The following is a 25,618-nucleotide window of genomic DNA, read 5'->3' as shown; positions in this document are numbered from 1 at the left end:
CGAAATGCCCTCGACTACAGTGTATAATCAGGCCGGAGAGGCCGTAGAACAGCTCGAACTGAGCGAGCAGGTGTTCGGAGTCACCCCTAATATGGCGGTTCTCCACCAGGTTGTGACAGCACAACTGGTCAATCGCCGACAGGGTAACGCCTCAACCAAGACTCGCGCAGAAGTAAGAGGCGGTAATAAAAAACCGTACCGACAAAAAGGAACAGGCCGCGCGCGACAGGGTAGCACCCGTTCGCCACAGTTCCGTCACGGTGGTGTTGTATTTGGTCCTCGACCACATATCTATCATCATGATGTACCTAAGAAAATGCGTCGCCTGGCGATCCGCTCAGTCCTTTCGGACAAAGTAGCTAATGAGAACTTGATGGTCATCAATGAACTGGTCCTGGATACTCCTCGTACCAAAGATATGTTGACGATTCTAAGCAAGTTCCCGGCCAGTGACGGTAAAAAAGTACTCATGATATTGCCACAGCGGGATGAAAACGTGTTATTATCCACACGTAACATTTCCAACGCCAAGGTGCAGCATGTCTCCTCCATTAATGTTGTGGAGTTGCTGAAACATGATTATGTAGTAATGCCTGTGAAGACCGTGCGCTGGATTGAATTAGTTTTCGGTGAAGGTTTGAGTGCGGAAGAAGCGAGCGCAAAGATCGCTGAAGACGCCTCGACAACTGCCGGAAGCGAAGCATAAGGCGAGGAGGAGAGACTGTGGAAATCACAGAAATACTGCGCCAGGGTATCGTGACTGAGAAATCGGTCAAGTTGCAAGAGCGAAACCAGTATACTTTTAAAGTGGCACTGGCTGCCAACAAAATTGATGTCCGTCGGGCGGTTGAGCAGCTTTTCAAAGTAAAAGTTGTATCGGTTAATGTCATGCGTATGCCTGGCAAACCTCGGCTGATCCGCCGACGTGGTTCTGCTCCTCGACCTGTTGAGGCCCGCGAATGGAAAAAAGCGATTGTCACCCTTGCAGAGGGCGAATCAATCGATGCATTGAAGGCATAGGGGATTGAGAGATGCCAACTAGACAGTATCGACCAACATCTCCTGGACGTCGCGGCATGTCGGTATCGACTTTCGAGGAGATCACCAAGTCACGACCAGAGAAATCTCTGACGGTAAAGCTGAAAAAGCATGCCGGACGTAACAACCAGGGTAAGATTACAACTCGCCATCATGGCGGTGGTGCAAAACGTGCCTATCGTATCATTGACTTTAAGCGTAACAAGCTTGGGGTTCCTGCCCGCGTGGCAGCGATTGAGTATGATCCTAATCGTACAGCGCGTATTGCTCTATTGCACTATGTGGACGGCGAGAAACGTTATATTATCGCTCCTCTTGGTTTGCAGGTTGGTGAGCGCATTGAGGCTGGTCCGGAAGCCGACATTCGTGTTGGTAACGCCTTGCCTCTGAAAAACATTCCGACCGGTACAACGATCCATAACATCGAGATGGAGCCCGGTCGTGGTGGACAGCTCTGCCGTGGTGCTGGTGTTGGTGCCCAGCTGATGGCGAAAGAAGGCAATTATGCTCTTCTGCGTTTGCCATCGGGTGAGCAGCGCCAGGTACACATCATGTGTATGGCCACCATCGGACAGGTCGGCAATGTCGACCATGAGAACCAGAGCCTTGGTAAGGCCGGACGTGCACGTCACCTCGGTCGCCGTCCAACCGTTCGTGGATCTGTTATGAACCCACGAGACCATCCACATGGTGGTGGTGAGGGTCGCGCACCTATCGGTGGTAAGCCACAGACACCCTGGGGTAAACCAGCTATGGGCTTCAAGACCCGCAGAAACAAGCGAACGGATCGCTTCATTGTCCGACGCCGCAATGCAGGCAGGAGGAGGAAGTAATATATGTCGCGCTCAAGAAAAAAAGGGCCATATATTCATGAGTCGCTCAGGAAAAAAGTCCTGGTTATGCGCAAAACCGGCGACCGCCGCGTGATCAAAACCTGGTCCCGCGCATCTATGATCTTCCCTGAAATGGTAGGGATGACCATCGGCGTCCACAATGGCAAGACTCATGTACCGGTTTTCATCAGTGAAAACATGGTAGGCCATAAACTAGGTGAATTTGCCCCCACCCGCCACTATCGTGGTCATGCTGGCGGCAAAAACGAAAAAACCACCAACGTTCGTTAGTGGTAAGTTAAGTGGCTCAAGCAAGTGGTGAGCCCTCCGAGGATACTGCAGGAACCCTAATGTATTGTTCCAGGGGCCGACCAAAGAGTGCCCCTTCCTCGGGGTATATTGTGAGGTAGAGATGCAAGTCAGGGCTATTGCAAAAGATGTCGGCATTCCGCCGCGCAAGATGCGTCTGGTTACGAACGCGGTGAAAGGGCTTCGGGTAAATGAGGCTCTGGCTATTCTTCAGTTCTTGCCAAACGCTGGTGCGACACCAGTAAGCAAGGTAGTGGCTTCGGCCGCGGCAAATGCTGAGAATAACTACAATCTCAATCCAGATGACCTGTATATTCTTAATATTGTGGCGGATGATTCGTTCCGGATTAAACGTGTGAAACCACGGTCACATGGTCGGGCGGCTCGTATTTTACGTCGCTTCTGTCATGTAACAGTGATTGTCTCAGATGATCCGGCGGACGCTGGTCGTTAGAGACTACAAAAAGGAGGACACTTTTGGGACATAAAGTGCATCCCAATGGGTTCAGACTCGGCGTCGTCAGAGGATGGCAATCTCGCTGGTATGCCGAGCGTGATTATAAAGATATCCTGGCGGAGGATTTCAAAATCCGTCAGATCATCACGAAAGAGCTGGCCAACGCTTCGGTTTCTAAAATTGAGATCGAGCGTACCGCTGCTGACCAGGTGCTGGTCAAAGTTCATACAGCGAAACCTGGTATTGTAATCGGTAAAAGTGGCGAAAAAGTTGACAAACTTCGTAACCTGCTGGAAACTAAGACCAAGAAGAAGCGCGTGCGCATGGATATCATCGAGATCCGCCAGCCGGAACTGGATGCTCTCCTCGTTGGTCGTAGTATTGCCGAGCAACTCGAGAAGCGCGTTTCATTCCGACGCGCGATGAAACAGGCCGTGCAGAAATCAATGCGCGCCAATGCTAAAGGAATCAAAGTGATCTGTGGTGGCCGATTGGGTGGTGCGGAAATCGCTCGTACTGAGAAAGAAGTCGAGGGAAGTGTTCCGTTGCAGACCCTGCGCGCCGACATCGATTACGGTCAGACAGAGGCTCACACAACATTTGGTGTTATCGGCATCAAAGTGTGGATCTACAAAGGTGACATTCTGCCTAGCAAACGCCGTGAGCTGGCTGAAGCTCAAGTGGAAGCTGCCGCGCAACAGAACTATGCATCACGTGATCGTGGTGATCGTCGCGGTGGTGAGCGTCGCGGACGCAGTGATCGCCCACAGGGAGATCGCGGTCCACGTACACCAGGAGATCGTCCGCGTGGTGGAGACCGCGGTCCACGTCCTCAAGGGGACCGACCACAGCGTCCACCCAGACCAGCAGGCGACCGCCCACAAGGTGAGCGCAGTCCACGTCCCGGTGGAGACCGCGGTCCACGCCCAACAGGCGACCGACCACAGCGTCCACCACGTCAGCCACGACCTGAGCAGACACCTGTCAGCGAGAGCACGACTCCTGCCGAGACCGTAAAGCCGACGCCTGATAGCGGGACCACTCAGAGCGAGTAGAGGAGAGCTAAGCCATGTTACTGGCACCATCACGTACAAAATATCGTCGACAGCACCGTGGACGCATGAGAGGCACAGCCTTACGCGGCAGCACGATCTCTTTCGGCGAATATGGTTTGCAGGCCTTAGAGGCCTGCTGGATGGAGGCTCGTCAGATCGAATCCGCACGTATTGCGCTCACCCGCTTCATGAAGCGTGGTGGTAAAGTGTGGATCCGTGTTTTCCCTGACAAGCCAATCACCGCAAAACCTGCTGAGACCCGCATGGGTAGCGGTAAGGGTGCTGTTGATCACTGGGTAGCGGTCGTAAAACCTGGCCGTATCATTTTTGAAATCCGGCGGCGTCAGCGAAGAGATTGCAAAAGAAGCTGTGCGTCTGGCCGGTCACAAATTGCCCGTGAAGACCCGCTTTATTACACGAGGGGAGGCGGAAAGTGTCGAAGCTTAATGACCGCCGTAAAGAAGTTGCAGGATTATCGGCCGGTGAGGCGCAGAATGAAATCAAAGAATTGCGCCTGAAACTGTTCAACCTCCGTTTGCAGCAGCAACGTGGTGAAGTGAAGAATAGCCGTGTCTTTGCAGAAACTCGTAAAGATATCGCGCGCCTCCTACATCGCCTAACCGTATTGGAGAATGAGCAATAATGACACAGCAATCCAGTGCGATCACAGCCGAACAGGCTATGGCAGCGGCTCAGAAAACGAGCCGCCGCCAGCAAAAAGTCGGCCGTGTGGTCAGCAACAAAACGGACAAGACGATTGTTGTCGTCGTTGAGTCCTTAAAGAAACATCGCATCTATAAGCGTACGTACAAACAGACCAAACGCTTCCATGCGCATGATGAGAACAACAGTTGTCAGGTAGGCGATCTGGTTCGTATCGAGGAGAGCCGCCCGCTGAGTAAATTGAAGCGCTGGCGCCTGGTCGAGATCGTGAAACGCGGTTCCGGCATTGTTCCAGTCGAGCAAGTAGTGGCTGAGGTCGATCCTAACCTGAAGGACGAGTCCGCTGAGTCGGCGGAATAGGGAGAATTGACAGATGATTCAGCCGCAGACACGCCTGAAAGTCGCCGACAACACCGGCGCAAAAGAAATTATGTGCATTCGCGTTATGAGTGGTTCAGCCAAACGCTATGCCGAAGTTGGCGATATTATTAAAGCCTCTGTTAAGCAGGCTACGCCAAATGGACAGGTGAAAAAGGGCGAAGTCGTTAATGCTGTCGTGGTGCGTGTATCGAAAGAATATTCACGCCCCGATGGTTCACACATTCGTTTTGATGAGAACGCTGCCGTGATTATTGCCGCTGGTAATAATCCTCGTGGCACGCGTATCTTTGGCCCGGGCCCGCGAATTGCGTGAAAAGAACTTTACGCGACTCGTTTCGCTCGCACCTGAAGTGCTCTAACGGGGAAGAAGATGGCAACACATTTAAAACATAAAAAGCCTCTGCACCTTGTCAAAATGAACATTAAGAAGGGCGACAAAGTCGTCATTCTGGCTGGCAAGGATAAGACGAAGGAAGGGACTGTTTCTCGGGCACTGCCTCAGGTCAACAAGGTTATTGTTGAAGGCCTGAACATTGTGAAGAAACATGTCCGCCCACAGGGCCAGACACGACAGGGTGGCGTGATTGAGAAGGCCATGCCATTGCATGTCTCAAACGTCATGTTGCTTTGCACCGAGTGTGGCAAGGCTACCCGTGTGGGTATTGAGCGTCGACCTCTTGGGGCCGACCAGAAGGTACGTCCTGTGCGTGTATGTAAGCATTGCCATAAGGTTATTGCGGACCACACGAGGAGTTAAGAATTATGGCAACAGCATTTAAAGAGCGATATCGCCAGGAAGTCGTGCCTGCCCTGCAGAAGGAATTCACCTATAAGAATCCTATGCAGGTTCCCGGCATCCACAAGGTTGTCGTCAATATCGGCATGGGAGAGGTCATCCAGAACGCAAAAGCCATGGATGCTGCCGTCGCCGATCTGGCCGCGATCACAGGGCAGCGCCCTGTGATTACGCGCGCCAAGAAGTCGGTCGCAGCTTTCAAATTACGTGAAGGCATGCAGATCGGTTGTATGGTGACCCTGCGCGGTGCTCGCATGGAATACTTCCTTGACAAACTATTGAACGTAGCCCTGCCACGTATCCGTGACTTCCAGGGAGTTTCCCCGGATGCATTCGACGGACGCGGCAACTATACACTGGGCTTGCGTGAACAACTGGTTTTTCCTGAGATCGATTACGATAAAGTTGACAAGCTGCGCGGTATGGAAATCACCATCGTGACGACAGCGACAACAGACCAGGAAGGCCGACGGCTGCTCGCATTGATGGGCATGCCCTTTAAGAAGTAACGCTGGAGGGCGGAATGGCAAAAATTTCAATGATTGTGAAGTCGCAGCGCAAGCCCCGATTCAAGGTGCAGCAGCATAACCGCTGCCAGGTCTGCGGCCGACCCCGTGCATACATGCGCAAATTCGGTCTCTGCCGTATCTGCTTCCGCGAGCGTGCGTTACGCGGTGAGCTGCCCGGTGTGACCAAATCGAGCTGGTAGAATCGCGAAGATGAAAGGACATGTTGCAAGAAAGCCAGCGAGCTTTGACTGCTACATGATATGGAGGAGCATCCATGAATATGACTGATCCCATTGCGGATATGCTTACGCGCATTCGTAATGCGGCCACAGCACGGCATACTCGCGTATTGATCCCAGCATCGAAAATGAAGCTGAGTCTTGCGCGCGTGCTCAAAGAAGAAGGCTATATTAAGGACATCGAGATCCTGAAAGACAATCCACAGGGTACCCTACGCCTGACATTGCGTTATGCAGAGAAGAAGCCTGTCGTAACACAGTTAAAGCGTGTGAGTAAGCCAGGTCTGCGTGTTTATACCAAGCAGGCCAACATTCCTCGCGTACGCGGTGGACTGGGTGTAGCGATTCTTTCGACACCAAAGGGCTTGATGACCGGTTCGAACGCCTACAAGCAGGGTCTTGGCGGCGAAGTCATCTGCTACGTTTGGTAGAGGGAGGTATCAAATGTCTCGTATTGGACGTGCTCCAATCGTTGTCCCACCAAAGGTACAGTTGAACTGGACCGAGGGCAACCTGGTGACCGTGAAAGGTCCAAAAGGCGAGCTGTCCCAGCAGATCAGTCCTGAGCTGAATTTGAAGCTTGAGGATGGTCAACTGACAGTATCCCGCCCTTCCGATAACCGCGAACATCGCTCAATGCATGGTCTGTATCGCACCTTGATCAACAATATGGTGGTTGGTGTGACCACAGGCTATACCAAATCTTTGGAGATCCATGGTGTTGGTTATCGTGCCGCCAAAGTTGGCAAAAACCTGGTAATCCTGGTTGGCTACTCCCATCCAATTGAGGTTCAGGCCCCCGAAGGCGTGACCCTTACCGTTGATGGTGTAGATGCAGCCACCAAGGCAACCAAAATTAGTGTCAGTGGTATCGACAAACAGCTGGTTGGTGCAGTGGCTGCTGATATCCGCCGCGTGCGTAAGCCCGAGCCTTACAAAGGTAAAGGTATCCGCTATGCAGGTGAGAAGATTCGGCGTAAAGCTGGTAAAGCTGGTAAAGTCGGCGGCAAGAAAAAGTAATGTTATAATCCTTCGTATCCGTGATACAATCTATCTTAGTACTATTAGGGTAGGTTGTGCGCGGATGCGACTTTCTGTGTAGGAGTCGTTGAGTAAAACTCGCGACAATAGCCAGAGTGTGATACTATGGTGTGGGTCAAATGTATGACCTATCCCTTGATACCTATAGGCCACGGCATGTCCGCGGCCAGCAAGTATATCATCCAGCAATGTGTCAAAAGCGCGACAATGGGGAGAATGTATCACGAGAGACGTAGTGCCGACCACGTCGCTCCTTTACGCCCCTCATATTACGCGCATCCAAAGAAAGGGGAATTGCAAAGGATAGTCTCCTGGTATTTTAGCCAGGGCGACCTGTATATCTTTTGCGATGCAACTATGATTAAGAAATTTGAAGCCAACAAGGCGCGGCTGCGGCGGCACCAGCGTATACGACGCCACTTCGAGGGTACCTCGTCACGTCCACGTTTGAATATCTTCCGCAGTGGACATCATATCTATGCGCAGATTATAGACGACTCCATTGGCCAGACGTTGGTTGCAGCATCATCCATGGATGAGAGCCTGCAGAACTTTAAGCCAGAGCAGTCTTCCTCCGCACCAAAGGCAAGCGAAGTAGAGCAGTCCGCTGTTGCAACTGAGACAGCCGAAGTTGCTACCGATGCACCCGCCAAAAAAGGTAAAGGTGCCAAGCAGCCTCGTAACGCTCAGCCTGTCGCTACCAAAAAAGAAAAGAAGTCTCCTGTTGAGCAACTCGCTGGCATCTCCAGTAACCGCAAGGTTGCAATTGCACGCGAAGTAGGTAAGATTGTCGCCCAGCGTGCCAAAGAGAAGGGCATTGCCCAGGTTGTCTTTGATCGTGGTGGCTACGCCTATCATGGACGCGTTGCAGCATTGGCTGAAGGCGCTCGTGAAGTTGGCCTGGACTTCTAGGCCCCGAGGCAACCTTTCATGCGTGTGAGCACGGAGCGGACAATGCCAGGCACACGCTAAAGAATGTCATACAGACAATGGCGAGTGATGTCTGGCGAGAATTATCCAGTTCGGTAGAAGAACGCGCATGAATTTAGAGGAGTAAGACAGAAAAAATGGCAAGAATAGATGCTTCAAAACTGAACCTTGAAGAGACAGTGGTAGAAGTGAGCCGTGTCTCCAAGGTGGTTAAAGGCGGTCGTCGCTTTAGCATTCGTGCTCTGGTTGTGGTTGGTGATCGCAACGGACACGTGGGTTATGGTTTCGGCAAAGCAGGTGAATATACAGAGGCGATTCGTAAAGGTGTAGAGGATGCTAAGAAACATCTGGTAGAAATTCCTCTGACCGGCACAACGATTCCTTTCGCTGTTATGTGCAATTTCGGCGCATCCGAAGTGCTGTTGAAGCCAGCCGCCCCTGGTACTGGCGTTATCGCTGGTGGTGCTGTTCGCGCGGTAATGGAATCAGCTGGTGTCCGTGACATCCTGACCAAAACCCTGGGAAGCACCAACAAGGCGAATACCGTTCAGGCTTGTATTGCTGGTCTGCGCGAGCTGCGCTCCGCTGACGTCGAGGCTGCACGCCGTGGCAAAACTGTTGTTGAGCTTTTGGGTAAGAAACGTGCTGAGCAGCTTGCCGCTGCTAATGCTGCCGCCGCTGAGCAGGCAGCCGCTGCACGTGCCGCCCGTGAGGAAGAGATCCGCGAGAGCCGTGCGGTTTCCAGCCGTCGCGATCGCGGTGGTGATCGCCGCGGTGGCGGTGAGCGCGGTGGTGATCGCCGCGGTGGTGGCGATCGCGGTGGCGATCGTCGTCGATAGGAGTTTTAAAAATGACAAAGCTACGTGTGAAATGGGTCAAAAGCTCTATCGGCTACCCAAAAGATCAGAAAGCAACGATTCAGGCTCTGGGTTTGCGCAAGCTTCAGCATACTGTTGAACACAATGATCAGCCCGCAGTACGCGGTATGATCCGCAAGGTGAGCCACCTGGTTCAAGTAGAGGAGATTATCAGTGAAACTCTCTGATTTGCGACCCGCTCCCGGTTCCACCAAGGTTAGCCGTCGCGTTGGCCGTGGACACGGTTCCGGCCGTGGTAAAACCGCTGGTCGTGGTACCAAAGGACAAAAGGCACGTTCCGGTGGGCATGTCAACCGCTCATTCAATGGTGGTCAGACACGTCTCTCCAAGCGTTTACCATTTGTACGTGGTCTTGGAAATGGTACTTCTGTTTTCCGGGATGACTATACTATTATTAACATTGTAGACCTCGAGTTGTTTGATGCTGGTGCTCAGGTTCGTCCTGAGGAACTGGCAGCCCAGGGTCTGATGACTGCCGCTCAAGGCAAGGGATTGGTCAAGGTCCTTGGCGATGGTGAGCTCGATCGTGCTTTAACCGTGCATGCACATAAATTTTCTGCAAGCGCGAAGGCCAAGATCGAAGCTGCCGGTGGTAGCGTAGAGATCATCCCAACTAAGGTCTATGAAAAGACCAAACGTCGTAAAGACGAGAACAAAGGCACAGCTGAAGCTGAGCAGTAGTTGTTAAGAGCCAGAGAGTGATGTTATAATCCTCTCTGGCATCTTGCCTCTATCTCCTACTGTCTATGTGAATTATCCTGTGTTTGCGTTCTTCGCAAAAGGAGGCTCCCATGTGGGAAAAACTGCGTAGCATCTGGACAGTGCCTGATCTGCGCAAAAAGATCCTCTTCACGCTAGGGATGTTGCTTGTATTCCGCATCCTGGCCCACATCAATGTCCCGTTGTCGCCTGATGAACAGAAGAACCTCAACAGTCTCTTCAATAAGGGCGATAATCCGGTTGGGCAGCTGCTCGGCTTGCTCGATGTATTTTCTGGCGGATCTTTGCAGAACTTTTCGATCGTTGCTTTCTCTGTCTACCCCTATATTACTGCTACCATCGTGATGCAACTTTTGCAGCCGATCATTCCAGCGCTGCAGAATTTGTCTACCCAGGGTGAGTCGGGTCGCCTGCGCTTCAGTCAGATCACTCGTATCATTACCGTACCTCTGGCATTCCTTCAAGGATTGGGACAGTGTGCACTTTTCCAGCAGGAGAAGGTCCTGACCAATTTCAGTTTGATTGATCCCCAGTATGCGCTGCAGTCATTTGCGATTATCGCTTCATTGATTGCCGGTACGATGATTCTGGTCTGGCTTGGTGAGTTGATCACTGAGAAGGGTATCGGTAATGGTATTTCGATTATCATTCTGGCCAATATTCTCAGTAACCTTCCGAAGTACGTCCAGCAGGGTGCTGTAGCAGCTCAGAGCGGCGGTAGCGGCGCGGTTGTCAGTATTGGTGTCTTTTTGATCATCGGTGCGATTACCATTCTGGGTATCATCTACATCTACCTGGGTCAGCGGCGTGTCCCTGTTCAGTATCCAACCAAACGCAATGTCGGTCGCGGCATGCAGGTTGGTTCTGCACAGACCACATACATTCCGATGCAGATCAATAGCGCGGGTATGATTCCTCTTATCTTCGCTTCTTCGATGCTGCTCTTTCCAACGGTGATTGCGCGCTATTTAAGCACAAGCACCACACCATGGATCAAGGAAGTGGCGCTGTGGATTTCTCTCTACTTGATTAATCCGAGCGAATGGTGGTATTGGATCATTAACTTCTTACTTGTTGTCGCCTTCACATATTTCTATGCGTATGTGTTGTGGCAGCAGCAGAATATTCCCGAGAACCTTCAAAAACAAGGTGCGTTTATTCCAGGGTATCGACCCGGTGAGCCTACCAGTCGTTACCTTTTGACTATCCTGAATCGTATCACCCTGGCAGGAGCTCTGTTCCTGGGAGTGATTACGGTTTTGCCGTTCATCGCTCGTGTTGGCGGAAGCCAGATGTTGGGTGCAGCTTCGCTCTTAATTGCTGTCGGTGTTGTGCTTGATACGGTGCGGCAGCTGGAGTCGCAGATGGTGATGCGTAACTATTCAGGTTTTCTTTCCTAGACAAGGGGTTTTAAAGTGGCTGTTTCACTGGTTTCCCTTGAATGTCTATTGTCCATGAGGGAGTGCGACGCTGCACTTCCTCGAATTTCCATTGGAGGAAAATCGTGAATATTATCCTTTTGGGTGCACAGGGGTCAGGAAAGGGAACACAGGCTAAACGCCTGGCGCAGACCCTGGGTATGCACCATGTTTCAAGTGGTGACCTGTTTCGTAAAGCGTCTGAAGCTGGCACTGAGGTTGGTAAACAGGCTCAGGCCTACTTCGATCGTGGTGAGCTAGTTCCTGATGATTTGACAGTGGCTATGGTATTAGAACATATTTCTCAGGAGAAATATGTTCGAGACGGAGTCCTCCTGGATGGTTTCCCTCGAACTATTGCGCAGGCGCAAGCACTTGATCAAGGATTGTTACGTGTTGGGCGGTCGATTAATTGTAGTGTGTATCTGGATGTCCCTCGTGAAGAACTGCTTCACCGGTTATCCGGTCGCTATATCTGTCAGGCCAATCAACATGTATATAACATTGACACGAATCCTCCGAAGGTCTCAGGTATCTGTGATCTAGATGGAAGTGAGTTGTATCAACGGGTCGATGACCAGGGTTCCGCAATCCAAAAACGTTTGGATACTTTCTATAATGAGACGATCCGCTTACTGGACTACTATGGGCAGCAGCAGAAGCTGAAAACTGTGAATGGTAACCAGGGCATTGAGCAAGTCTCACACAACCTTATTGAGGCAGTCCAAGACTGTTGCTAAGGTTGTAGGGCTTGCTGGTGGAGGTGGTAACGCTAACTTACTACCTCTATCAGCAGAAATTATAGCGTTTTTTTACGTCAGATGAGTTAGTTATACTCTGTATGACTACAAGGGTGGAACTAGGCTGCGCTATTCAACGACTTTCAGTGGAAAGCGATAGCTTGGAGTACTTTTTCTAGTGTAGTATATAGGGTAAAGCGCTGCAGTTTTGACATTCAGGGCTCTTCAGGCTATCATGGTTACCAGCCGAGGCTTGATACGTTCTTAAACGAAGATGAGTCTCTTAATCAACTGCAGATGCATACCTGGCTGGAACTGATGGCGAGGTGGATATATTCTTACGTCTTGTGCTAGATGATGGGGAAGCCCCAGAAAAAAATTCCCACTCGACACCTCAGAGAAAGTATGCTATAATCCGTAGTTGGCTGCAGCAGTAAATACTGCTGCCCTTTTGTACTTTCAAGCGCATCGAAACTGCAGTATAATCCGCAGTTGCTCGTGCGAAGGCTGCCGCACGAAGCACATATGGCTAAGATATATGCAGGTTGTAGCGAACGTAGTCCCACCGCTAGGGAAAGGATGTTATGCCAAAAAAGGATGAAATTGAGGTTGAGGGAAAGGTACTGGAGTCCCTCCCCAATGCCATGTTTAAAGTAGAGATCGACGAAAACCATCAGGTTCTGGCCGTCCTATCGGGCCGTATGCGTATGAATTTCATACGAATCGTTCCAGGTGATAAGGTGCGGGTTGTGCTGTCCCCCTATGACCTGACTCGAGGGCGCATAACATGGCGTGCGCGATGATGTAGCCTCTGGCTGGTTAGTGTGCTGGTCTGTCCGTTAGACTGCACGCACACCCATCATTGTTCCTTTTCTCCTATCGGTGTTTTTTCGGTAAACGGGCCGGATAAGAGGGAGCATCGAATCTCTGTTCATGCGATCCTTTACTTCCGTCCTGCACTTCGTTGTTTTCTGAAGCCATTGAGGACTGTAAGGTCCTATGAGATGGTGGGAGTAAGCTAGAAGTGATCATCAATTTTGAACTTTTTTATGCCCAACAAGAGGAGAGGCAGACATGAAAGTAAGCGCCTCAGTTAAACCGCGCTGTGATGGCTGCAAAATCATTCGCCGCAATCGTGTGGTCATGGTAATTTGTAGCAAAGACCCTAAACATAAACAGAAACAAGGCTAATCAGAAGTTTCGGGTTTCAAGTTTCGAGCGTAAGCAAGCAGCATTGAAAGTCGAAACGCAAGCTGGAGGAAAAGATGGCAAGAATCGCCGGCGTTGACATTCCGCGAGAGAAGCGTGTGGAGATTTCGCTGTGCTACATCTATGGAATTGGGCTGACAACAAGTCGCAAGATCCTGGACAGAACACGCATTAATCCAGATACACGGGTAAAGAATCTGACCGAAGAAGAAGTCAATCGTCTCCGTGAAGTAATTGACCGCGAATTTAAGGTTGAAGGCGACCTGCGCCGTGAAGTTGATATGAATATCAAACGGCTGATCGAGATCAACTGCTATCGTGGTATGCGCCACCGCCGCAACCTGCCGGTGCGGGGCCAGCGTACGCGTACAAATGCGCGCACACGCCGTGGTCCAAAACGAACAGTAGCTGGTAAGAAGAAAGCAGCGAAGAAGTAACGCAGGAGAGAGATTGTAAAAATGGCAGACAAAAAGAAACCAACTGGCAAGGTCAGGCGGCGTGAACGGAAATCCGTTCCCCGAGGACAGGCCCATATCCAGGCCACATTTAACAATACTATTGTGACCCTCACCGACCCGAACGGAAATGTGCTTTCCTGGGGTAGCTCTGGTGGGCAGGGCTTCAAAGGCTCTCGTAAGAGCACTCCTTACGCCGCCCAGGTGACTGCTGAAACGGCAGCCCGTAAAGCGATGGAGCATGGCCTGCGACAGATTGACGTCTTCGTGAAAGGCCCTGGCTCTGGCCGTGAGGCAGCTATCCGCTCATTGCAGCAGGCCGGTCTCTCAGTCACTTCAATTACAGATGTTACACCTATTCCGCACAATGGCTGCCGACCACCCAAGCGTCGTCGTGTATAGCCGGACTGATCGGTGAGGAGGATAGAACTAGATGGCACGTTATACCGGCCCCGTCTGCAAGTTGTGCCGACGTGAGGGGGTAAAACTTTTCTTAAAGGGCGACAAGTGCATGACAAAGTGCACACTTGAGCGCCGCAACACACGTCCTGGACAGCATGGTGCCAGCCGTGTCCGTAAAGAGTCGGGTTATGCCAAGCAGTTGCGCGAGAAACAGCGCGTACGCCGCACCTATGGTGTGCTGGAGCGCCAGTTCGTAAAACACTTTGGTGCTGCTGCTAATCGCCCCGGCAAAACCAGCGAGAATCTCTTGCAGATTCTGGAAATGCGCCTGGACAACCTGGTCTATCGCCTGGGTCTGGCCGATTCGCGCGCACAGGCTCGCCAGCTGGTAAACCATGGTCACTTCGCAGTCAATGGCCGCAAGACAGATATTCCTTCTTTCATTGCCAAGCCAAATGACGTGATCACCGTTCGTGAGCGCAGCAAAGGTACTGAATACTTCAAAACACGTGCATTGCTTCTCGCTCAGAAGGGTGTCCCCACCTGGTTAAGCTTGAACACCAATGACCTTTCAGGTCGTGTTGTCACCATTCCATCACGAGCAGACCTCGAGTTGCCCTTTGATGAGCAGATGGTGGTTGAGTATTATCAGCGATAATAGGTTGAGTCGGCGGAGACTTCATGGCACACGCCCGCGCTCTTTGCTGATGCGACAAAAGGTACGATGCCAAGTGTCGCTGGCATGTGTGTTAGAAGGGTTAGGTCCGTGCCTGGGTGATCCTGCACAGGATCACATCAGGGCGAAGAACTCTTGGACTACCAGCGTTCTGGCCTTTGTCTCCCTGGCTGTTTAGGTCATGTGAGCACTACTGAACCTGGTAGAAAAAGAAAGGCAGGTTAGAACCTTGCTAGATATTGCACTGCCTCGCATTAAAAATACAAAGACACTTGGAAATTATGCGAGCTATGATATTGAACCGTTAGAGGCCGGGTATGGTATGACCCTGGGTAATTCGTTGCGGCGCGTGTTGCTGTCTTCGTTGCCTGGTGCGGCTGTCACCTCTATTCGGATCGAGGGTGTGCAACACGAGTTCCAGGACGTCCCTTATGTGATGGAAGATGTAACCGATATTGTGCTAAATGTCAAACGTCTTCGCCTACGCTCCTTCTCGGACCATCCTGTATCGATGCGTCTGGAAGTGAGCGGTGAGCGCGAAGTGACTGCAGCTGATATCATCGCTCCCAGTACGGTAGAGATTGTTAATCCTGAGCTGCATATTGCAACGCTCGACAACGACAATGCTCGCCTCGACATGGAGCTGGTCGTTGAGACTGGTAGAGGCTATGTTCCTGCCGACTCAAAAGAGGACCAGCCTATCGGGGTGATCCCAGTTGATGCTATCTACACGCCGGTGCAAAAGGTGAATTACACCGTTGAGCACACACGTGTAGGGCAGATGACAAATTTTGATAAAATTGTTCTTGAAATCACGACGGATGGAACGATTACGCCTGATGAGGCGTTGCGGCAAAGTGCGGATATTCTGGTGCGGCATTTTACTCTGCTCGCCAATTATCGTGCTGAGGTGCCTGAGATTGATAAAGCACCTTTGAGCAGCTTGCCCATCCCTCAGAAGATTTATGATACTCCGATTGAGGAACTTGATCTCTCGGTGCGCGCTTACAACTGTTTGAAGCGTAGCAATATCACGAAGGTTGGTCAGGTCCTCTCGATGAACGAGGAAGATCTTTTGGGTGTACGCAATTTCGGCGAGAAGAGTTTGCAGGAGCTGCGCGAGCGTCTACTTGCACGAAACTTCCTGCCTAATCCGCGCACGAGCACCGTCGGAGCCGATTTGGACGGCGATCACGAAATGGAGGAATAAGGTGAGGCACCGAATTGCCGGTAACCGGATGAATATGCCAGAGCCGCGTCGGCGGTCTGCGCGCCGTAACTTGATGGCAGGGCTCATCCGTTACGACCGTATTCAGACCACTGAAGCACGCGCACGCGCGATCCGTGGTGAGGCTGAAAAGTTAATTTCTGTGGCTGTAAAAGGGCGTGAAGATGCCCGTAAACATCTGGCCTCAGTTGTATCTGATGAAGAGCAGGCTACGAAGGTTCTGGAGTTTGCACGTAAGGGTCGTTTCTCTTTGAAGCATAGCGTTGCTTCAAACGAAGAGCGCGCCAAAGTGCAGAAAGCTCCTTTAACTGACAAGGGCCGCAAATTCCAGGAAGATAAGTTGAAAGCCCGCCGCGAAGAGCTGCTGGCCATCTTCCCAAATGAGAATGAAGCCGAAAAGGCTTTGCAGGCTGCTTACCATTCAATGGTCATTGAGCTGCATGCTCGCCGCTTGATCTTAAGCGCCCTGCCCGATGAGCTGGTTGTCAAAAAGCTGTTTGAAGAACTGGCACCTCGCTATCTCGGTCGTCCTGGTGGCTACACACGTATTACGAAGCTCGGCCGCCGTAAGGGTGACGCTGCCGAAATCGCGCAGATCGCCCTGGTATAGGGATATATTGATCGCGGAACCTGGTGTATCGCGTCTATCCCTTTGATATTGAACAATAACATATGAACATAGCTTGTGGTATTGAGTATGATGGTACCGAATTCCGTGGTTTTCAGCGACAAGCTGAAGGCCATGGTGCAACGGTACAAGGGGCCCTGGAGTTAGCAATTTCGCGTGTCTCTGATGGCGCCTTTTCTGTGGTTAATGGCGCTGGCCGAACCGATGCCGGGGTGCATGCAAGTGGACAGGTAATCACCTTTACCGCTCATGTGCAGCGCGATCCTGAGGTGTGGCTACGCGCATTAAACGCCGTCTTACCCAACACCGTGGTGGTACGGTGGGTGCGTGAAGTCCCCAAACGGTTTCACGCCCGCTTTAGTGCCTGCAGTCGTTCCTATCGCTATACGATCTGGAATGACCTGGCACCGACAGCTTTGAGGTCCAGATTTAGCTACCATTGCTCGAAAGAGCTGGATGTTGATCTGATGAATCAAGCCTGCGAGGTGCTGGTAGGGCGCAAGGATTTTGGAGCTTTTGGGCATAGTCCCTATAAATCGAATCCATTGAAGCCAGGACCACATTCCTGTGTTCGTACAATGTTAGAAGCACGTTGTCTACGTCCAGAGGCGAATGAACTCATATATTGTGATTTTACTGCCGATGCCTTTCTCACGGGGCAGGTTCGTAGAATGGTTGGCACGTTATTGCTGGTAGGACAGAAGCGTCTCTGTCTTGAAGAATTTATAACTATCGTGCAACGTGCGGAGAAGACGCACCCTGGTTCAGCGGCCCCACCACATGGGCTGTGTCTGGTACGGGTTGATTATCCTGGAGAAGTTTGGAGTAACGAACGATGATGAAGACATATAGCGCCAAGGCCGCTGATCTGCAACCGAGTTGGTATGTCATCGACGCCGAGGGGCAGGTACTGGGCCGCATCGCGACTCAGATTGCGCAGATCTTGCGCGGTAAACATAAACCTACATTCACGCCACACCTCAATAGTGGGGACTTTGTGATCGTGATCAATGCCGATAAGATTGCCGTTACTGGTAATCGCATGGAACAGAAGGTGTACTATCGCCATTCACAGTATCCTGGCGGCTTGAAAAAGACAACTTTGCGTCAAACCCTGGAAGGCAGGTATCCAGAGCGTGCTCTTGAGCATGCCGTTCGCGGTATGGTGATGCACAATCGCCTGGGTACCCAGGTAATGTCACGCTTGAAGATTTACGCTGGTGCTACCCATCCACATGAGGCTCAGAAGCCAGTGATCTGGACGGGCCCTGAGGCATTGTTGAAGCAGGCTACTGAGGCAAAGTAAAGAAGGAGAACCTACCTTGGCTGACACCACCAAAGGTGAATACTACTACGGTATGGGACGGCGTAAAACGGCTGTAGCTCGCGTACGCCTCTTCCCAAATGGCGATGGTAGCATCACTATCAATGATAAAACTGCTCATAACTATTTTGGGCAGCGCGACACACATCTGGCTGCAGTAGCTGCACCTCTGCGTGTCCTTGATCTGGGCGATAACTATACCCTGACCGTTCGTGTGGTCGGTGGTGGCGCTAGCGGCCAGGCCGGCGCTATCCGTCATGGTCTGGCTCGCGCACTGGTACGCTTGAATCCTGATTTCAAGCTGGCCCTGCGTAAAGCTGGCTACCTGACACGTGACCCACGTATGAAAGAAAGAAAGAAACCAGGCTTGAAACGCGCTCGTAAGGCTCCACAGTACACAAAGCGTTAGTTTTCAACCGGTTGGCGACCCTGTTGTCGCTTTCATGGGTACAGACACAAAGAAAGTCCTGTCGACGATTGCCGACAGGACTTTCTTTGTGTCTGTTGCTGTTTGAGGATTGTCTTAGCGCTGTGAAGCGACTTCAACGTAAGCGGGAGTACACCAATCCAGGTATTTAGGATTGCGGCCGCGTACGACGTCGAAGTAGAGGTCCTGAAGCTTTTGGGCGACGGGACCAACCGTGCCTGTGCCAACGGGATTATGGTCTACCTCAATCACCGGTGCAATCTGGGCTCCTGTGCCGCAGAGGAGGATCTCGTCGGCGGTATAGAGCTCGGTGCGGTCGATCTGGCGTTCACGGACGTTGATGCCCAGTTCGGCCTTAGCCAGTTGCATAACGGTGTCCCTGGTAATACCCAGCAGGATGTTTTCTGATGGTGCTGGTGTGATCAGTTCACCGTTCTGGAGCAGGAAGATGTTTTCCGCGCTACCCTCAGAAACATGGCCATCGTGATTGAGCATGATAGCTTCGTCAAAGCCATTCTGGATGGCTTCGGTTTTGGCGAAGGCCGCATTCACATAACTGCCGCAGATTTTAGCACGAGCCGGAATGGCGTTGTCGTCGATACGTCGCCAGGAAGAGACGCCGCAGCGCAGGCCACCGATCTCGACATAGTTGCCCATTGGCTCAGAGGTTAAGATATAATCATCTTTCAGTCCGTGCAAACGTACGCCGATAATTTCATCGCTCTTGTAAGCCACGGGACGCAGGTAGACGTCCTGGTGCTGCTCATTGCGCCTGACCAGTTCTGCACTGATCTCAATCAGGCTCTCAACGCTATAGGGCAGGTTGATTCGCATGATCTTGCAAGAACGAAGCAGACGTTCATAGTGTTCACGTAAACGGAACAGGTAGACCTGCTTGTGGTCTTCATTCCAATAGCCGCGAATGCCCTCAAAGACACCCGTGCCATAGGAGAAGCCATGGGTGCGTACGGAGATAAAGCCACGCTCAGCGGGAATGAATTCACCATTCATATAGAGCATTTTTGCATCCATAGTCAGTGTGGATAAGCTGCACTGCTGCTACTTACCTCTCCTCCTTTTTGAATAATATGTTTGGATGTGAGGTTGTTGAACTCATGGGATATCAACAACCTCAAGGATATATAACTACAACGTAGTGAGACTGATATTGGAACCGTCTTTTTACATACCCAAAAAATGTTAGAGGATCTTTTTTCCCAGTGCTGAGAGTGTGAGCTCGACAGCTAACTGGGCGGTCGTGTTTTCACGGTCCAGAATCGAGTTGACTTCCACCACATCCATTGATACCAGGCGCTGGCTCTCTGCCAGCATCTCCATTGCGAAGTGCGCTTCACGGTAGCTTAGACCACCACGTACAGGTGTTCCTACGCCAGGAGCCTCACGTGGATCCAGGGAATCCATATCCAGGCTCAGGTGAATAGGACCATTGTCGGCTCCGGCGATTTCAATGGCCTGGCGCATTACTTCGGAGATGCCACGGCGATCCAGGTCTGACATTGTGAAGACATGGATATTCTGTTCGCGTAGTAGCTTTTGTTCGCCTGTATCGAGGTCGCGGGCACCGACGATCACGATCTTGTTTTTATCAATTTTTGGGGCCCAATTATCAACATTCACCAGGCTTGGATCACCCAGGCCTGCCAGAGCCGCCAGGATCATGCCATGGATATTGCCAGAGGGGGTGGTGTCTTCCACATTAAAATCAGCGTGGGCATCCACCCAGATTACACCAACATTTTTGTGCTCGCGTGCCACTCCAGTGATGGAACCCAGTGACATACTATGGTCGCCACCCAGAATCAATGGAAATTCTTGATCGCGCAGGGCTTCACTGACGTTATCAGCGAGTTCCTCCGCCAGATGAGTAATTGGTTCAAGATATTTCAAACGGGGATTGCCAGTTGGCTGGTTCTCTGGAAGTGGAATATTGATGTTCCCAACGTCATGGACACTATGGCCAAGCTGTTGTAGCTGGTCAATCAGACCCGCATAACGGATAGCTCGGGGTCCAATATCAACCCCACGTCGGTCTGCGCCTAAGTCAATTGGGGCGCCAATAACACGGATACGCATAAGAAAATTGCACCTCTGTTCGCCATTGCATGCTGGCGATACTGCTCGTAAATCAAACACTCCAAATCTCCTCGCCGTTGAGCGCAGGAGGTGTTGTTTTCATTATATGCACTGCCGTGGAACTTTGTCTATGATGCTTGTCTATTCATAGTGTTTGATTCCCCCTCTCATGGGGGATCATACTGCCAGCCGCACTCGGGCCCTAAAGCGCCCACACTTAAAGCCCTTGGAGCGCCAAAGGCGCTCAAAAATTTTAGTGGGTGGTGAAACATTTAAGAAAATTGCTGTTTGCTAGCTTGCCCATATTTGAAGATTAGTGATATACTGGGTAGCATATAGATCAGATATGAGCCCGCCCCTAATCGGCGGGTTTTTACCGTTAGGCACATACTATCGCTGAAGCGTATGTGCTCAACGTTGATCAGGGTGAGTGAGCACGGCGAACTTTTCAGAGTAAATGGTGCTCTCCAGGCCTCCTCACTCTGTGACATTGGTACTAGCTGTATCGGTGTTATATCTGATTACGTGTATGATATGTTACTATTCTGAAACTTATCATGTGGAGTGTGGGAAGCAAAGAGGCTTTTTCGTGCAGCGTAGCAGCCTGGTTGTATGTTAACCAGGTTCGAGGAGGTTCACCTTTATCATGGTTGTCGATATTGTTAATCCTTATGCCGTCGCGGTAGCTCAGTTTGATGAGGCTGCAGACCGGCTCGGCCTATCCCAGTCAATGCGCAATATTCTGCGTGCCCCAAACGCGAACTCATCGTCAATTTTCCCGTTCGCCTGGATAATGGGGATGTGCGCATGTATACCGGGTATCGAGTTCAACACAACATCAACCGCGGCCCTGCCAAGGGCGGTATTCGCTTCAGTCCTGAAGTCTCATTGGATGAGGTGCGGGCTCTGGCGATGTGGATGACCTGGAAATGCGCCGTGGTAGATATCCCTTTTGGAGGCGCTAAAGGCGGTGTTATTTGTGATCCCCACCAGATGTCCCGTGGGGAGCTTGAGCGTCTCAGCCGTCGTTATGCGACTGAAATTTCCATCTTGATGGGCCCGAATAGTGATATTCCAGCACCTGATATGAATACGAATCCACAGGTAATGGCCTGGATGATGGATACATATTCTATGCATCAAGGTTACTCGGTGCCAGCGGCCATTACAGGCAAGCCATTGGCCATTGGTGGAAGTGAAGGACGCCTGGACGCTACGGCTCGTGGTGTACAGGTTGTTACGAAGGCCGCGATGCGCCACCTTGACATGCTTCCAGAAAATTGTTCGGTTGTCATCCAGGGTTTTGGTAATGTCGGTGGTATCACTGCTCGCCTTTTACACGAATCAGGCTGTAAAATTGTTGGCCTGAGCGATATCAGCGGAGGCATTTATAATCCACGCGGTATTGATGTGCCAACCGCCATGCGCTTCTCGCGTGAACATGGCAGCCTGCGTGGTATGCCGGGTACCGAACCGGTAACCAATCGTGAGTTGCTGGAGCTTCCCTGCGATATTTTGATCCCTGCCGCTCTTGAGAATCAGCTGACCAAAGAAAACGCTGGTCGTGTTCAGGCCCGGCTGGTGGTCGAAGCTGCTAATGGACCAACAAATGTTGAGGCTGATCGTATCCTTAACGCAAATGGCGTCATGGTCGTGCCAGATATTCTGGCTAATGCCGGTGGTGTTACAGTGAGCTATTTTGAATGGGTCCAGGATCTACAGCATTTCTTCTGGTCTGAAAACGAGATTAATCAGCGGTTGGAAGCGATTATGTCGCGCGCCTTCAAGGCTGTGATGACAAAAGCAGAATCGCAAGATACCAATTTACGCATGGGCGCTTACTTGCTTGCTGTCAGTCGGGTAGCGGAAGCCACTGAACTGCGTGGTATTTATCCGTAAACCAGGCAGCTTTATTCATCATCTGGAATAATATATGTGATTGTTAACAATACGGCAGGAGGGCCAGCAATGGCTCTCCTGCCGTATTGTTATGTGTTTTGTGATAAGGGTTCGACCGCCAGAATTTTAAGCCAGATTTCTGGTCGGGCATCATCTTCTGCTGATCCAATGCGGAAAATAATATCCACCTGCTTCACGTTTTTGAAGCGTTGAAGCTCAGAGGCTCCATGGGTATATGTTCCTCGCGGTAGCTGTTCACTTCTGGCAAATGTGTGTGGTGCTATTTTTTCGCCATTACTTTTTGGTATACCCAGGCGCAGCAGTAAATTTTGGCGATTAGGACCACTGGCGCGCGCTTCCAGTAAACTCACGCGTTGCATCTGGAAGACGGGATCGGGATTGCCAGCTCCAAATGGTCCGAGTATGCGGATCTTTTTATATGTTTCGTAGTTGAGTAATTCGGCTTTGGTGAAGGTGAGATCAACCATTTTTGGCATCAATGTCGGGGCCGTCTCGCTGGCTTCCTGTTCGGTGACAATGCCGGTCGTATCGGGTAGATTCGTGCCTTCGATTAAAGCTGGCGCGGCAGGACCGCCATGCTCTTGCCAGAGCAATACATGGGCGCGTAGCCCTTCGATGCGTTCGCTGCGAATGGTAAAGCCGGCGGCCTGGGCATGACCACCGTAGCGCTCCAACTGCGGGCCAAAGGCGCTCAGGGCTTCAATAATATTAAAGCCTTTCTGGCTACGGGCTGATCCACGACTGAGTTGGGTAGCTGGATCATTACTCAGGACCAGGACAGGCTTACTCAGTTCCTCGGCCAGTTTACCCGCTACCAGTCCAATGATGCCTTCATGCCAGTTTTTACCGTTGACCAGAACCACCGCATGTTCAGGGTGGAGTGCTGCCTGATCACGTACATTGCGCATCAACGCTTCAGTCTCTTGCTGGCGTTGTGTGTTAAGCCAGCGCAGTTCCTCGGCGATCTTATCGGCTTCTTGTACATCATCTGTCACCATCAATGCAAAGGCGATACTGGCTTCTTTCATTCGGCCAGCGGCATTGATACAGGGCGCGATGCCAAAGGCGATGTCGCGCTCACGAATTTTGCTGGATTGAAGATTGGCATTGCGAATCAAGGCTTTGAGGCCAGGTTTATTGGTGGCATTCAAGCGTTCCAAACCCAGACGCACATAGGTATGATTCTCTCCAAGCAAAGGAGCAATGTCTGCAACCGTCCCAATCGCTACCAGATCCAGGAGCTCCAGTTCTTCCTCCTGTGGAAGATTGTAAGCGCGATAGAGGGCCTGTGCCAGCTTAAAAGCTATACCGGCTCCACAAAGATAATGGCCGCCATAGGTACAGTCTGGACGCCAGGGATTGACCATGGCGTATGCCTGCGGTAGTTCCACTGGTGGATGGTGATGGTCAGTGATGATGACATCCATCCCTAATGTTTTCGCATATGCCACCTGCGCCACGTCAGAACTGGCACAGTCGGTTGTAATGATCAAACTGGTACCACGTGCCTTGAGCATGTCCAGCGCGGCCAGATTCAAGCCACACCCATCCCTGAGGCGATGTGGAATATGATGGTCGAGGATGGTATCGGCCTGTTTGAGTTTGCGCAGGACGCGATAAAGCAATGCAGATGACGTGACACCATCTGCATCGTAATCCCCGTAGACAGTTATATGTTCTTGATTGGTGAGTGCTTGTTGAATACGTTCGACGGCCCGCGGCATATCAATCAGTTTAAGGGGATCCTGTATATCCTCATATGCGGCGCGGATGAATGTTTTCATCTCTTCCACGGTTTTGACGCCACGATTATGGAGCAATTGGGCTTGAATAGGATCAATACCCGCTGTTTTTGCGCTAAGAAACAGCTCTTTGCTCAGCGCGGGATGTACTTCCCAGATATCCGATAGGTGAGATGATGATTCCAAGTATCTATTCCTCTTGCTTGATCTGGCTTAATCGGGCAGCAGGCGTAAAAAGACCTCGTTGCCAAGGAGACGGCCGCGTGTGCTTAAGCGGAGCCAGTCGTCCTCATACTCTAATAAGCCAGCTTTTTCTACATCCTGTAGACGATTGCCTGCGAATTGCGAAAATGGTTGGCCAAACCGGGCTGCAAACGTTGGTAAATGGATGCCCATGGCAGTGCGCAGACCAAGAAAGGCGGTCTCGGACATTGCCTGTGCCTGTTCCACATCTTCACTCTCAACGGTTGGGAGCTGATTTGCTTTGACGAGCTTAATATAGTCTAGCGGCTCGCGCTCATTAGAGAAGCGACGTCCAGCAAAGCTTGAGGCGGCTCCTGTGCCCATGCCAATATAGGGAAGATTCTGCCAGTAGGTCAGATTATGGCGGCTATGGTGGCCGGGTAGGGCCCAGTTGGAGATCTCATAGTTGATATAACCGGCCTGGCGCAGCAACTCGTCGGCATACTCATACATATCGGCGCACAGGTCCTCATCACCGGGCGTAATACTGCCATCATTGACCCAATCCTGGAAGGGTGTACCTTCTTCGACAATGAGCGAATACAACGAGAGATGTTCCGGACGCAGTTCCAGGGCGCGCTTCAATGTTTCTTGCCAGTGTTGCATCGTCTGGCCGGGCAGACCAAACATAAAATCTATATTGATAGATGTGAAGCCAGCGACGCGGGCAAAATCGACCGCTTGCACGATTTCCTGAGGACTATGGATGCGTCCCAGTGTTTTCAAGAGTTCGGCATCGAAGCTCTGGGCTCCCATGCTCAAACGATTAATACCAGCCTTGCGGATGCCAATCAGCTGTTCTTGATTCAATGTGCCTGGATTGGCCTCCATCGTGATTTCGGCGTCCGCATCAAGCGCGAAAGATTGGAAACAGGCGTTGAGTATCCGTGTAATTTGATCGACGCTCAGCAAACTTGGCGTTCCCCCACCCAGAAACAGTGTACGTGAGCGACGCAGGCGTCCGTCTTCATGGCGGGCCATTGTGCCAGCCATCTCTATTTCATGCAACAGGGCACGGACATAGGGTTCACGCAATGGTAGCAGGCCAGCAAAGGTATTAAAATCGCAATAATGGCAACGTGTATGACAAAACGGTATATGGAGATAAAGAGAGGCTGTCTCCAGGAGATCCTGGATTGGTTCAGTCGCTTGTAATAGTGATTGTGGTAGTTGATTGTGTGTTTGTGTGTCTTTGACAATAGCTGTCATGAATGCTGTATTATCCCTTAATAGATTGCGTAAAACGTATGTAGGAACGTTCCT

33 protein-coding genes and 3 pseudogenes are annotated in these 25,618 nt (G+C 51.3%); 32 read left to right on the top strand and 4 right to left on the bottom strand.

Annotated features, from left to right (window positions below; translation table 11 throughout):
* Positions 1-4: 4 nt before the first annotated feature.
* The 31 genes and pseudogenes from rplD (at position 5) to rpsI (ending at position 18,338) form a co-directional block, all read left to right on the top strand.
* Entirely contained in the window at positions 5-706 is a 702-nt protein-coding gene (gene rplD / locus KDW_RS08345; RefSeq protein ID WP_151755533.1) for a 50S ribosomal protein L4, read from the top strand.
* Between the two features lie 17 nt (positions 707-723).
* On the top strand, positions 724-1,020 hold the full coding sequence (gene rplW / locus KDW_RS08340) for a 50S ribosomal protein L23 (protein ID WP_151755532.1): 297 nt from the start codon (positions 724-726) through the stop codon (positions 1,018-1,020).
* An 11-nt stretch (positions 1,021-1,031) separates the two neighbouring features.
* Complete coding sequence (gene rplB, locus KDW_RS08335; protein WP_151755531.1) at positions 1,032-1,871, top strand: 50S ribosomal protein L2; 840 nt, start codon at positions 1,032-1,034, stop codon at positions 1,869-1,871.
* A 3-nt stretch (positions 1,872-1,874) separates the two neighbouring features.
* Complete coding sequence (rpsS, locus tag KDW_RS08330; protein ID WP_126626678.1) at positions 1,875-2,162, top strand: 30S ribosomal protein S19; 288 nt, start codon at positions 1,875-1,877, stop codon at positions 2,160-2,162.
* Positions 2,163-2,283: 121 nt separating this feature from the next.
* Positions 2,284-2,634, top strand: a complete 351-nt coding sequence (gene rplV, locus KDW_RS08325) for a 50S ribosomal protein L22 (protein ID WP_126626677.1) — start codon at positions 2,284-2,286, stop codon at positions 2,632-2,634.
* Positions 2,635-2,657: 23 nt separating this feature from the next.
* Entirely contained in the window at positions 2,658-3,692 is a 1,035-nt protein-coding gene (rpsC, locus tag KDW_RS35830) for a 30S ribosomal protein S3 (RefSeq protein ID WP_151755530.1), read from the top strand.
* 14 nt (positions 3,693-3,706) lie between these two features.
* Positions 3,707-4,139: pseudogene (rplP, locus tag KDW_RS08315) on the top strand (50S ribosomal protein L16).
* Complete coding sequence (rpmC, locus tag KDW_RS08310; protein ID WP_151755529.1) at positions 4,126-4,335, top strand: 50S ribosomal protein L29; 210 nt, start codon at positions 4,126-4,128, stop codon at positions 4,333-4,335. Before rplP ends, rpmC begins: the two are co-directional and overlap by 14 nt.
* Positions 4,335-4,715 carry a 30S ribosomal protein S17 gene (rpsQ, locus tag KDW_RS08305; protein ID WP_151755528.1) on the top strand — a complete coding sequence of 127 codons (381 nt, stop codon included), beginning with the start codon at positions 4,335-4,337 and terminating at the stop codon, positions 4,713-4,715. Before rpmC ends, rpsQ begins: the two co-directional genes overlap by 1 nt.
* Positions 4,716-4,728: 13 nt before the next feature.
* Positions 4,729-5,095 (top strand): annotated as a pseudogene (rplN, locus tag KDW_RS08300) (50S ribosomal protein L14).
* 56 nt (positions 5,096-5,151) lie between these two features.
* Positions 5,152-5,493 (top strand): 50S ribosomal protein L24, encoded by a 342-nt coding sequence (rplX, locus tag KDW_RS08295; protein WP_151755527.1) that lies wholly within the window; start codon positions 5,152-5,154, stop codon positions 5,491-5,493.
* A 5-nt stretch (positions 5,494-5,498) separates the two neighbouring features.
* The gene (gene rplE, locus KDW_RS08290; protein WP_151755526.1) at positions 5,499-6,041 is read left to right on the top strand and encodes a 50S ribosomal protein L5; all 543 of its coding nucleotides are present in this window, start codon (positions 5,499-5,501) and stop codon (positions 6,039-6,041) included.
* Between the two features lie 14 nt (positions 6,042-6,055).
* Entirely contained in the window at positions 6,056-6,241 is a 186-nt protein-coding gene (locus tag KDW_RS08285; protein ID WP_126549944.1) for a type Z 30S ribosomal protein S14, read from the top strand.
* A 74-nt stretch (positions 6,242-6,315) separates the two neighbouring features.
* Positions 6,316-6,711, top strand: a complete 396-nt coding sequence (gene rpsH, locus KDW_RS08280; RefSeq protein WP_126626671.1) for a 30S ribosomal protein S8 — start codon at positions 6,316-6,318, stop codon at positions 6,709-6,711.
* A 13-nt stretch (positions 6,712-6,724) separates the two neighbouring features.
* Positions 6,725-7,300 (top strand): 50S ribosomal protein L6, encoded by a 576-nt coding sequence (rplF, locus tag KDW_RS08275; RefSeq protein WP_151755525.1) that lies wholly within the window; start codon positions 6,725-6,727, stop codon positions 7,298-7,300.
* Between the two features lie 315 nt (positions 7,301-7,615).
* Positions 7,616-8,233, top strand: a complete 618-nt coding sequence (locus tag KDW_RS36420; protein ID WP_198925222.1) for a 50S ribosomal protein L18 — start codon at positions 7,616-7,618, stop codon at positions 8,231-8,233.
* A gap of 155 nt (positions 8,234-8,388) precedes the next feature.
* Positions 8,389-8,886 (top strand): annotated as a pseudogene (rpsE, locus tag KDW_RS08260) (30S ribosomal protein S5); the annotation flags it as partial.
* Between the two features lie 215 nt (positions 8,887-9,101).
* Entirely contained in the window at positions 9,102-9,296 is a 195-nt protein-coding gene (gene rpmD / locus KDW_RS08255; protein ID WP_151755523.1) for a 50S ribosomal protein L30, read from the top strand.
* A complete protein-coding gene (rplO, locus tag KDW_RS08250) occupies positions 9,283-9,810 on the top strand; it encodes a 50S ribosomal protein L15 (protein WP_151755522.1) in 528 nt (175 codons plus the stop codon). Before rpmD ends, rplO begins: the two co-directional genes overlap by 14 nt.
* 110 nt (positions 9,811-9,920) lie before the next feature.
* A complete protein-coding gene (gene secY / locus KDW_RS08245) occupies positions 9,921-11,249 on the top strand; it encodes a preprotein translocase subunit SecY (protein ID WP_151755521.1) in 1,329 nt (442 codons plus the stop codon).
* A gap of 104 nt (positions 11,250-11,353) precedes the next feature.
* Positions 11,354-12,007, top strand: coding sequence for an adenylate kinase (locus KDW_RS08240; protein ID WP_151755520.1), 654 nt, complete (start codon positions 11,354-11,356; stop codon positions 12,005-12,007).
* Positions 12,008-12,591: 584 nt separating this feature from the next.
* Positions 12,592-12,810 carry a translation initiation factor IF-1 gene (gene infA, locus KDW_RS08235; protein WP_126549936.1) on the top strand — a complete coding sequence of 73 codons (219 nt, stop codon included), beginning with the start codon at positions 12,592-12,594 and terminating at the stop codon, positions 12,808-12,810.
* A 271-nt stretch (positions 12,811-13,081) separates the two neighbouring features.
* Positions 13,082-13,198 carry a 50S ribosomal protein L36 gene (gene rpmJ / locus KDW_RS08230; protein ID WP_151755519.1) on the top strand — a complete coding sequence of 39 codons (117 nt, stop codon included), beginning with the start codon at positions 13,082-13,084 and terminating at the stop codon, positions 13,196-13,198.
* A 74-nt stretch (positions 13,199-13,272) separates the two neighbouring features.
* Positions 13,273-13,653, top strand: coding sequence for a 30S ribosomal protein S13 (gene rpsM, locus KDW_RS08225; protein ID WP_151755518.1), 381 nt, complete (start codon positions 13,273-13,275; stop codon positions 13,651-13,653).
* A gap of 21 nt (positions 13,654-13,674) precedes the next feature.
* On the top strand, positions 13,675-14,073 hold the full coding sequence (rpsK, locus tag KDW_RS08220; RefSeq protein WP_151755517.1) for a 30S ribosomal protein S11: 399 nt from the start codon (positions 13,675-13,677) through the stop codon (positions 14,071-14,073).
* A gap of 31 nt (positions 14,074-14,104) precedes the next feature.
* On the top strand, positions 14,105-14,731 hold the full coding sequence (rpsD, locus tag KDW_RS08215; RefSeq protein WP_151755516.1) for a 30S ribosomal protein S4: 627 nt from the start codon (positions 14,105-14,107) through the stop codon (positions 14,729-14,731).
* A 247-nt stretch (positions 14,732-14,978) separates the two neighbouring features.
* Complete coding sequence (locus KDW_RS08210; protein ID WP_151755515.1) at positions 14,979-15,959, top strand: DNA-directed RNA polymerase subunit alpha; 981 nt, start codon at positions 14,979-14,981, stop codon at positions 15,957-15,959.
* Position 15,960: 1 nt separating this feature from the next.
* Entirely contained in the window at positions 15,961-16,587 is a 627-nt protein-coding gene (locus tag KDW_RS08205) for a bL17 family ribosomal protein (RefSeq protein WP_151755514.1), read from the top strand.
* 62 nt (positions 16,588-16,649) lie between these two features.
* The gene (gene truA, locus KDW_RS08200) at positions 16,650-17,444 is read left to right on the top strand and encodes a tRNA pseudouridine(38-40) synthase TruA (protein WP_151755513.1); all 795 of its coding nucleotides are present in this window, start codon (positions 16,650-16,652) and stop codon (positions 17,442-17,444) included.
* Positions 17,444-17,911, top strand: coding sequence for a 50S ribosomal protein L13 (gene rplM, locus KDW_RS08195; protein WP_151757321.1), 468 nt, complete (start codon positions 17,444-17,446; stop codon positions 17,909-17,911). The genes truA and rplM overlap by 1 nt, the downstream gene beginning before the upstream one ends.
* Before the next feature lie 52 nt (positions 17,912-17,963).
* Entirely contained in the window at positions 17,964-18,338 is a 375-nt protein-coding gene (gene rpsI, locus KDW_RS08190) for a 30S ribosomal protein S9 (RefSeq protein WP_151757320.1), read from the top strand.
* A 114-nt stretch (positions 18,339-18,452) separates the two neighbouring features.
* On the opposite strand, the gene KDW_RS08185 is transcribed toward rpsI, so the two are convergent.
* Both KDW_RS08185 and rocF read right to left on the bottom strand, forming a co-directional pair.
* The gene (locus tag KDW_RS08185) at positions 18,453-19,388 is read right to left on the bottom strand and encodes a branched-chain amino acid transaminase (RefSeq protein WP_151755512.1); all 936 of its coding nucleotides are present in this window, start codon (positions 19,386-19,388) and stop codon (positions 18,453-18,455) included.
* A 168-nt stretch (positions 19,389-19,556) separates the two neighbouring features.
* On the bottom strand, positions 19,557-20,450 hold the full coding sequence (rocF, locus tag KDW_RS08180; protein ID WP_151755511.1) for an arginase: 894 nt from the start codon (positions 20,448-20,450) through the stop codon (positions 19,557-19,559).
* A gap of 807 nt (positions 20,451-21,257) precedes the next feature.
* Between rocF and KDW_RS08175 the strand changes: the two genes are divergently transcribed.
* Positions 21,258-22,349, top strand: a complete 1,092-nt coding sequence (locus KDW_RS08175; protein WP_233097652.1) for a Glu/Leu/Phe/Val family dehydrogenase — start codon at positions 21,258-21,260, stop codon at positions 22,347-22,349.
* Positions 22,350-22,438: 89 nt separating this feature from the next.
* On the opposite strand, the gene recJ is transcribed toward KDW_RS08175, so the two are convergent.
* Positions 22,439-24,298 carry a single-stranded-DNA-specific exonuclease RecJ gene (recJ, locus tag KDW_RS08170; protein ID WP_151755510.1) on the bottom strand — a complete coding sequence of 620 codons (1,860 nt, stop codon included), beginning with the start codon at positions 24,296-24,298 and terminating at the stop codon, positions 22,439-22,441.
* Positions 24,299-24,325: 27 nt separating this feature from the next.
* The gene (hemW, locus tag KDW_RS08165; protein ID WP_151755509.1) at positions 24,326-25,564 is read right to left on the bottom strand and encodes a radical SAM family heme chaperone HemW; all 1,239 of its coding nucleotides are present in this window, start codon (positions 25,562-25,564) and stop codon (positions 24,326-24,328) included.
* Between the last annotated feature and the right edge of the window lie 54 nt (positions 25,565-25,618).

It is taken from the genome of Dictyobacter vulcani, assembly GCF_008974265.1.
Taxonomy (GTDB): domain Bacteria; phylum Chloroflexota; class Ktedonobacteria; order Ktedonobacterales; family Ktedonobacteraceae; genus Dictyobacter; species Dictyobacter vulcani.
The sequence above is the reverse complement of the archived record's forward strand: the minus strand, read 5'-3'. Positions and strand labels throughout refer to the sequence as shown.

Excerpts from the sequence above, each read along its gene's own strand:
- rplD (WP_151755533.1), top strand. The coding sequence starts at position 5 with ATGCCCTCGACTACAGTGTATAATCAGGCCGGAGAGGCCGTAGAACAG.
- rplB (WP_151755531.1), top strand. The coding sequence starts at position 1,032 with ATGCCAACTAGACAGTATCGACCAACATCTCCTGGACGTCGCGGCATG.
- rpsS (WP_126626678.1), top strand. The coding sequence starts at position 1,875 with ATGTCGCGCTCAAGAAAAAAAGGGCCATATATTCATGAGTCGCTCAGG.
- rplV (WP_126626677.1), top strand. The coding sequence starts at position 2,284 with ATGCAAGTCAGGGCTATTGCAAAAGATGTCGGCATTCCGCCGCGCAAG.
- rpsQ (WP_151755528.1), top strand. The coding sequence starts at position 4,335 with ATGACACAGCAATCCAGTGCGATCACAGCCGAACAGGCTATGGCAGCG.
- rplX (WP_151755527.1), top strand. The coding sequence starts at position 5,152 with ATGAACATTAAGAAGGGCGACAAAGTCGTCATTCTGGCTGGCAAGGAT.
- rplE (WP_151755526.1), top strand. The coding sequence starts at position 5,499 with ATGGCAACAGCATTTAAAGAGCGATATCGCCAGGAAGTCGTGCCTGCC.
- KDW_RS08285 (WP_126549944.1), top strand. The coding sequence starts at position 6,056 with ATGGCAAAAATTTCAATGATTGTGAAGTCGCAGCGCAAGCCCCGATTC.
- rpsH (WP_126626671.1), top strand. The coding sequence starts at position 6,316 with ATGAATATGACTGATCCCATTGCGGATATGCTTACGCGCATTCGTAAT.
- rplF (WP_151755525.1), top strand. The coding sequence starts at position 6,725 with ATGTCTCGTATTGGACGTGCTCCAATCGTTGTCCCACCAAAGGTACAG.
- rpmD (WP_151755523.1), top strand. The coding sequence starts at position 9,102 with ATGACAAAGCTACGTGTGAAATGGGTCAAAAGCTCTATCGGCTACCCA.
- secY (WP_151755521.1), top strand. The coding sequence starts at position 9,921 with ATGTGGGAAAAACTGCGTAGCATCTGGACAGTGCCTGATCTGCGCAAA.
- infA (WP_126549936.1), top strand. The coding sequence starts at position 12,592 with ATGCCAAAAAAGGATGAAATTGAGGTTGAGGGAAAGGTACTGGAGTCC.
- rpmJ (WP_151755519.1), top strand. The coding sequence starts at position 13,082 with ATGAAAGTAAGCGCCTCAGTTAAACCGCGCTGTGATGGCTGCAAAATC.
- rpsM (WP_151755518.1), top strand. The coding sequence starts at position 13,273 with ATGGCAAGAATCGCCGGCGTTGACATTCCGCGAGAGAAGCGTGTGGAG.
- rpsK (WP_151755517.1), top strand. The coding sequence starts at position 13,675 with ATGGCAGACAAAAAGAAACCAACTGGCAAGGTCAGGCGGCGTGAACGG.
- rpsD (WP_151755516.1), top strand. The coding sequence starts at position 14,105 with ATGGCACGTTATACCGGCCCCGTCTGCAAGTTGTGCCGACGTGAGGGG.
- truA (WP_151755513.1), top strand. The coding sequence starts at position 16,650 with ATGAACATAGCTTGTGGTATTGAGTATGATGGTACCGAATTCCGTGGT.
- rplM (WP_151757321.1), top strand. The coding sequence starts at position 17,444 with ATGAAGACATATAGCGCCAAGGCCGCTGATCTGCAACCGAGTTGGTAT.
- rpsI (WP_151757320.1), top strand. The coding sequence starts at position 17,964 with ATGGGACGGCGTAAAACGGCTGTAGCTCGCGTACGCCTCTTCCCAAAT.
- KDW_RS08185 (WP_151755512.1), bottom strand. The coding sequence starts at position 19,388 with ATGGATGCAAAAATGCTCTATATGAATGGTGAATTCATTCCCGCTGAG.
- rocF (WP_151755511.1), bottom strand. The coding sequence starts at position 20,450 with ATGCGTATCCGTGTTATTGGCGCCCCAATTGACTTAGGCGCAGACCGA.
- KDW_RS08175 (WP_233097652.1), top strand. The coding sequence starts at position 21,258 with ATGTATACCGGGTATCGAGTTCAACACAACATCAACCGCGGCCCTGCC.
- hemW (WP_151755509.1), bottom strand. The coding sequence starts at position 25,564 with ATGACAGCTATTGTCAAAGACACACAAACACACAATCAACTACCACAA.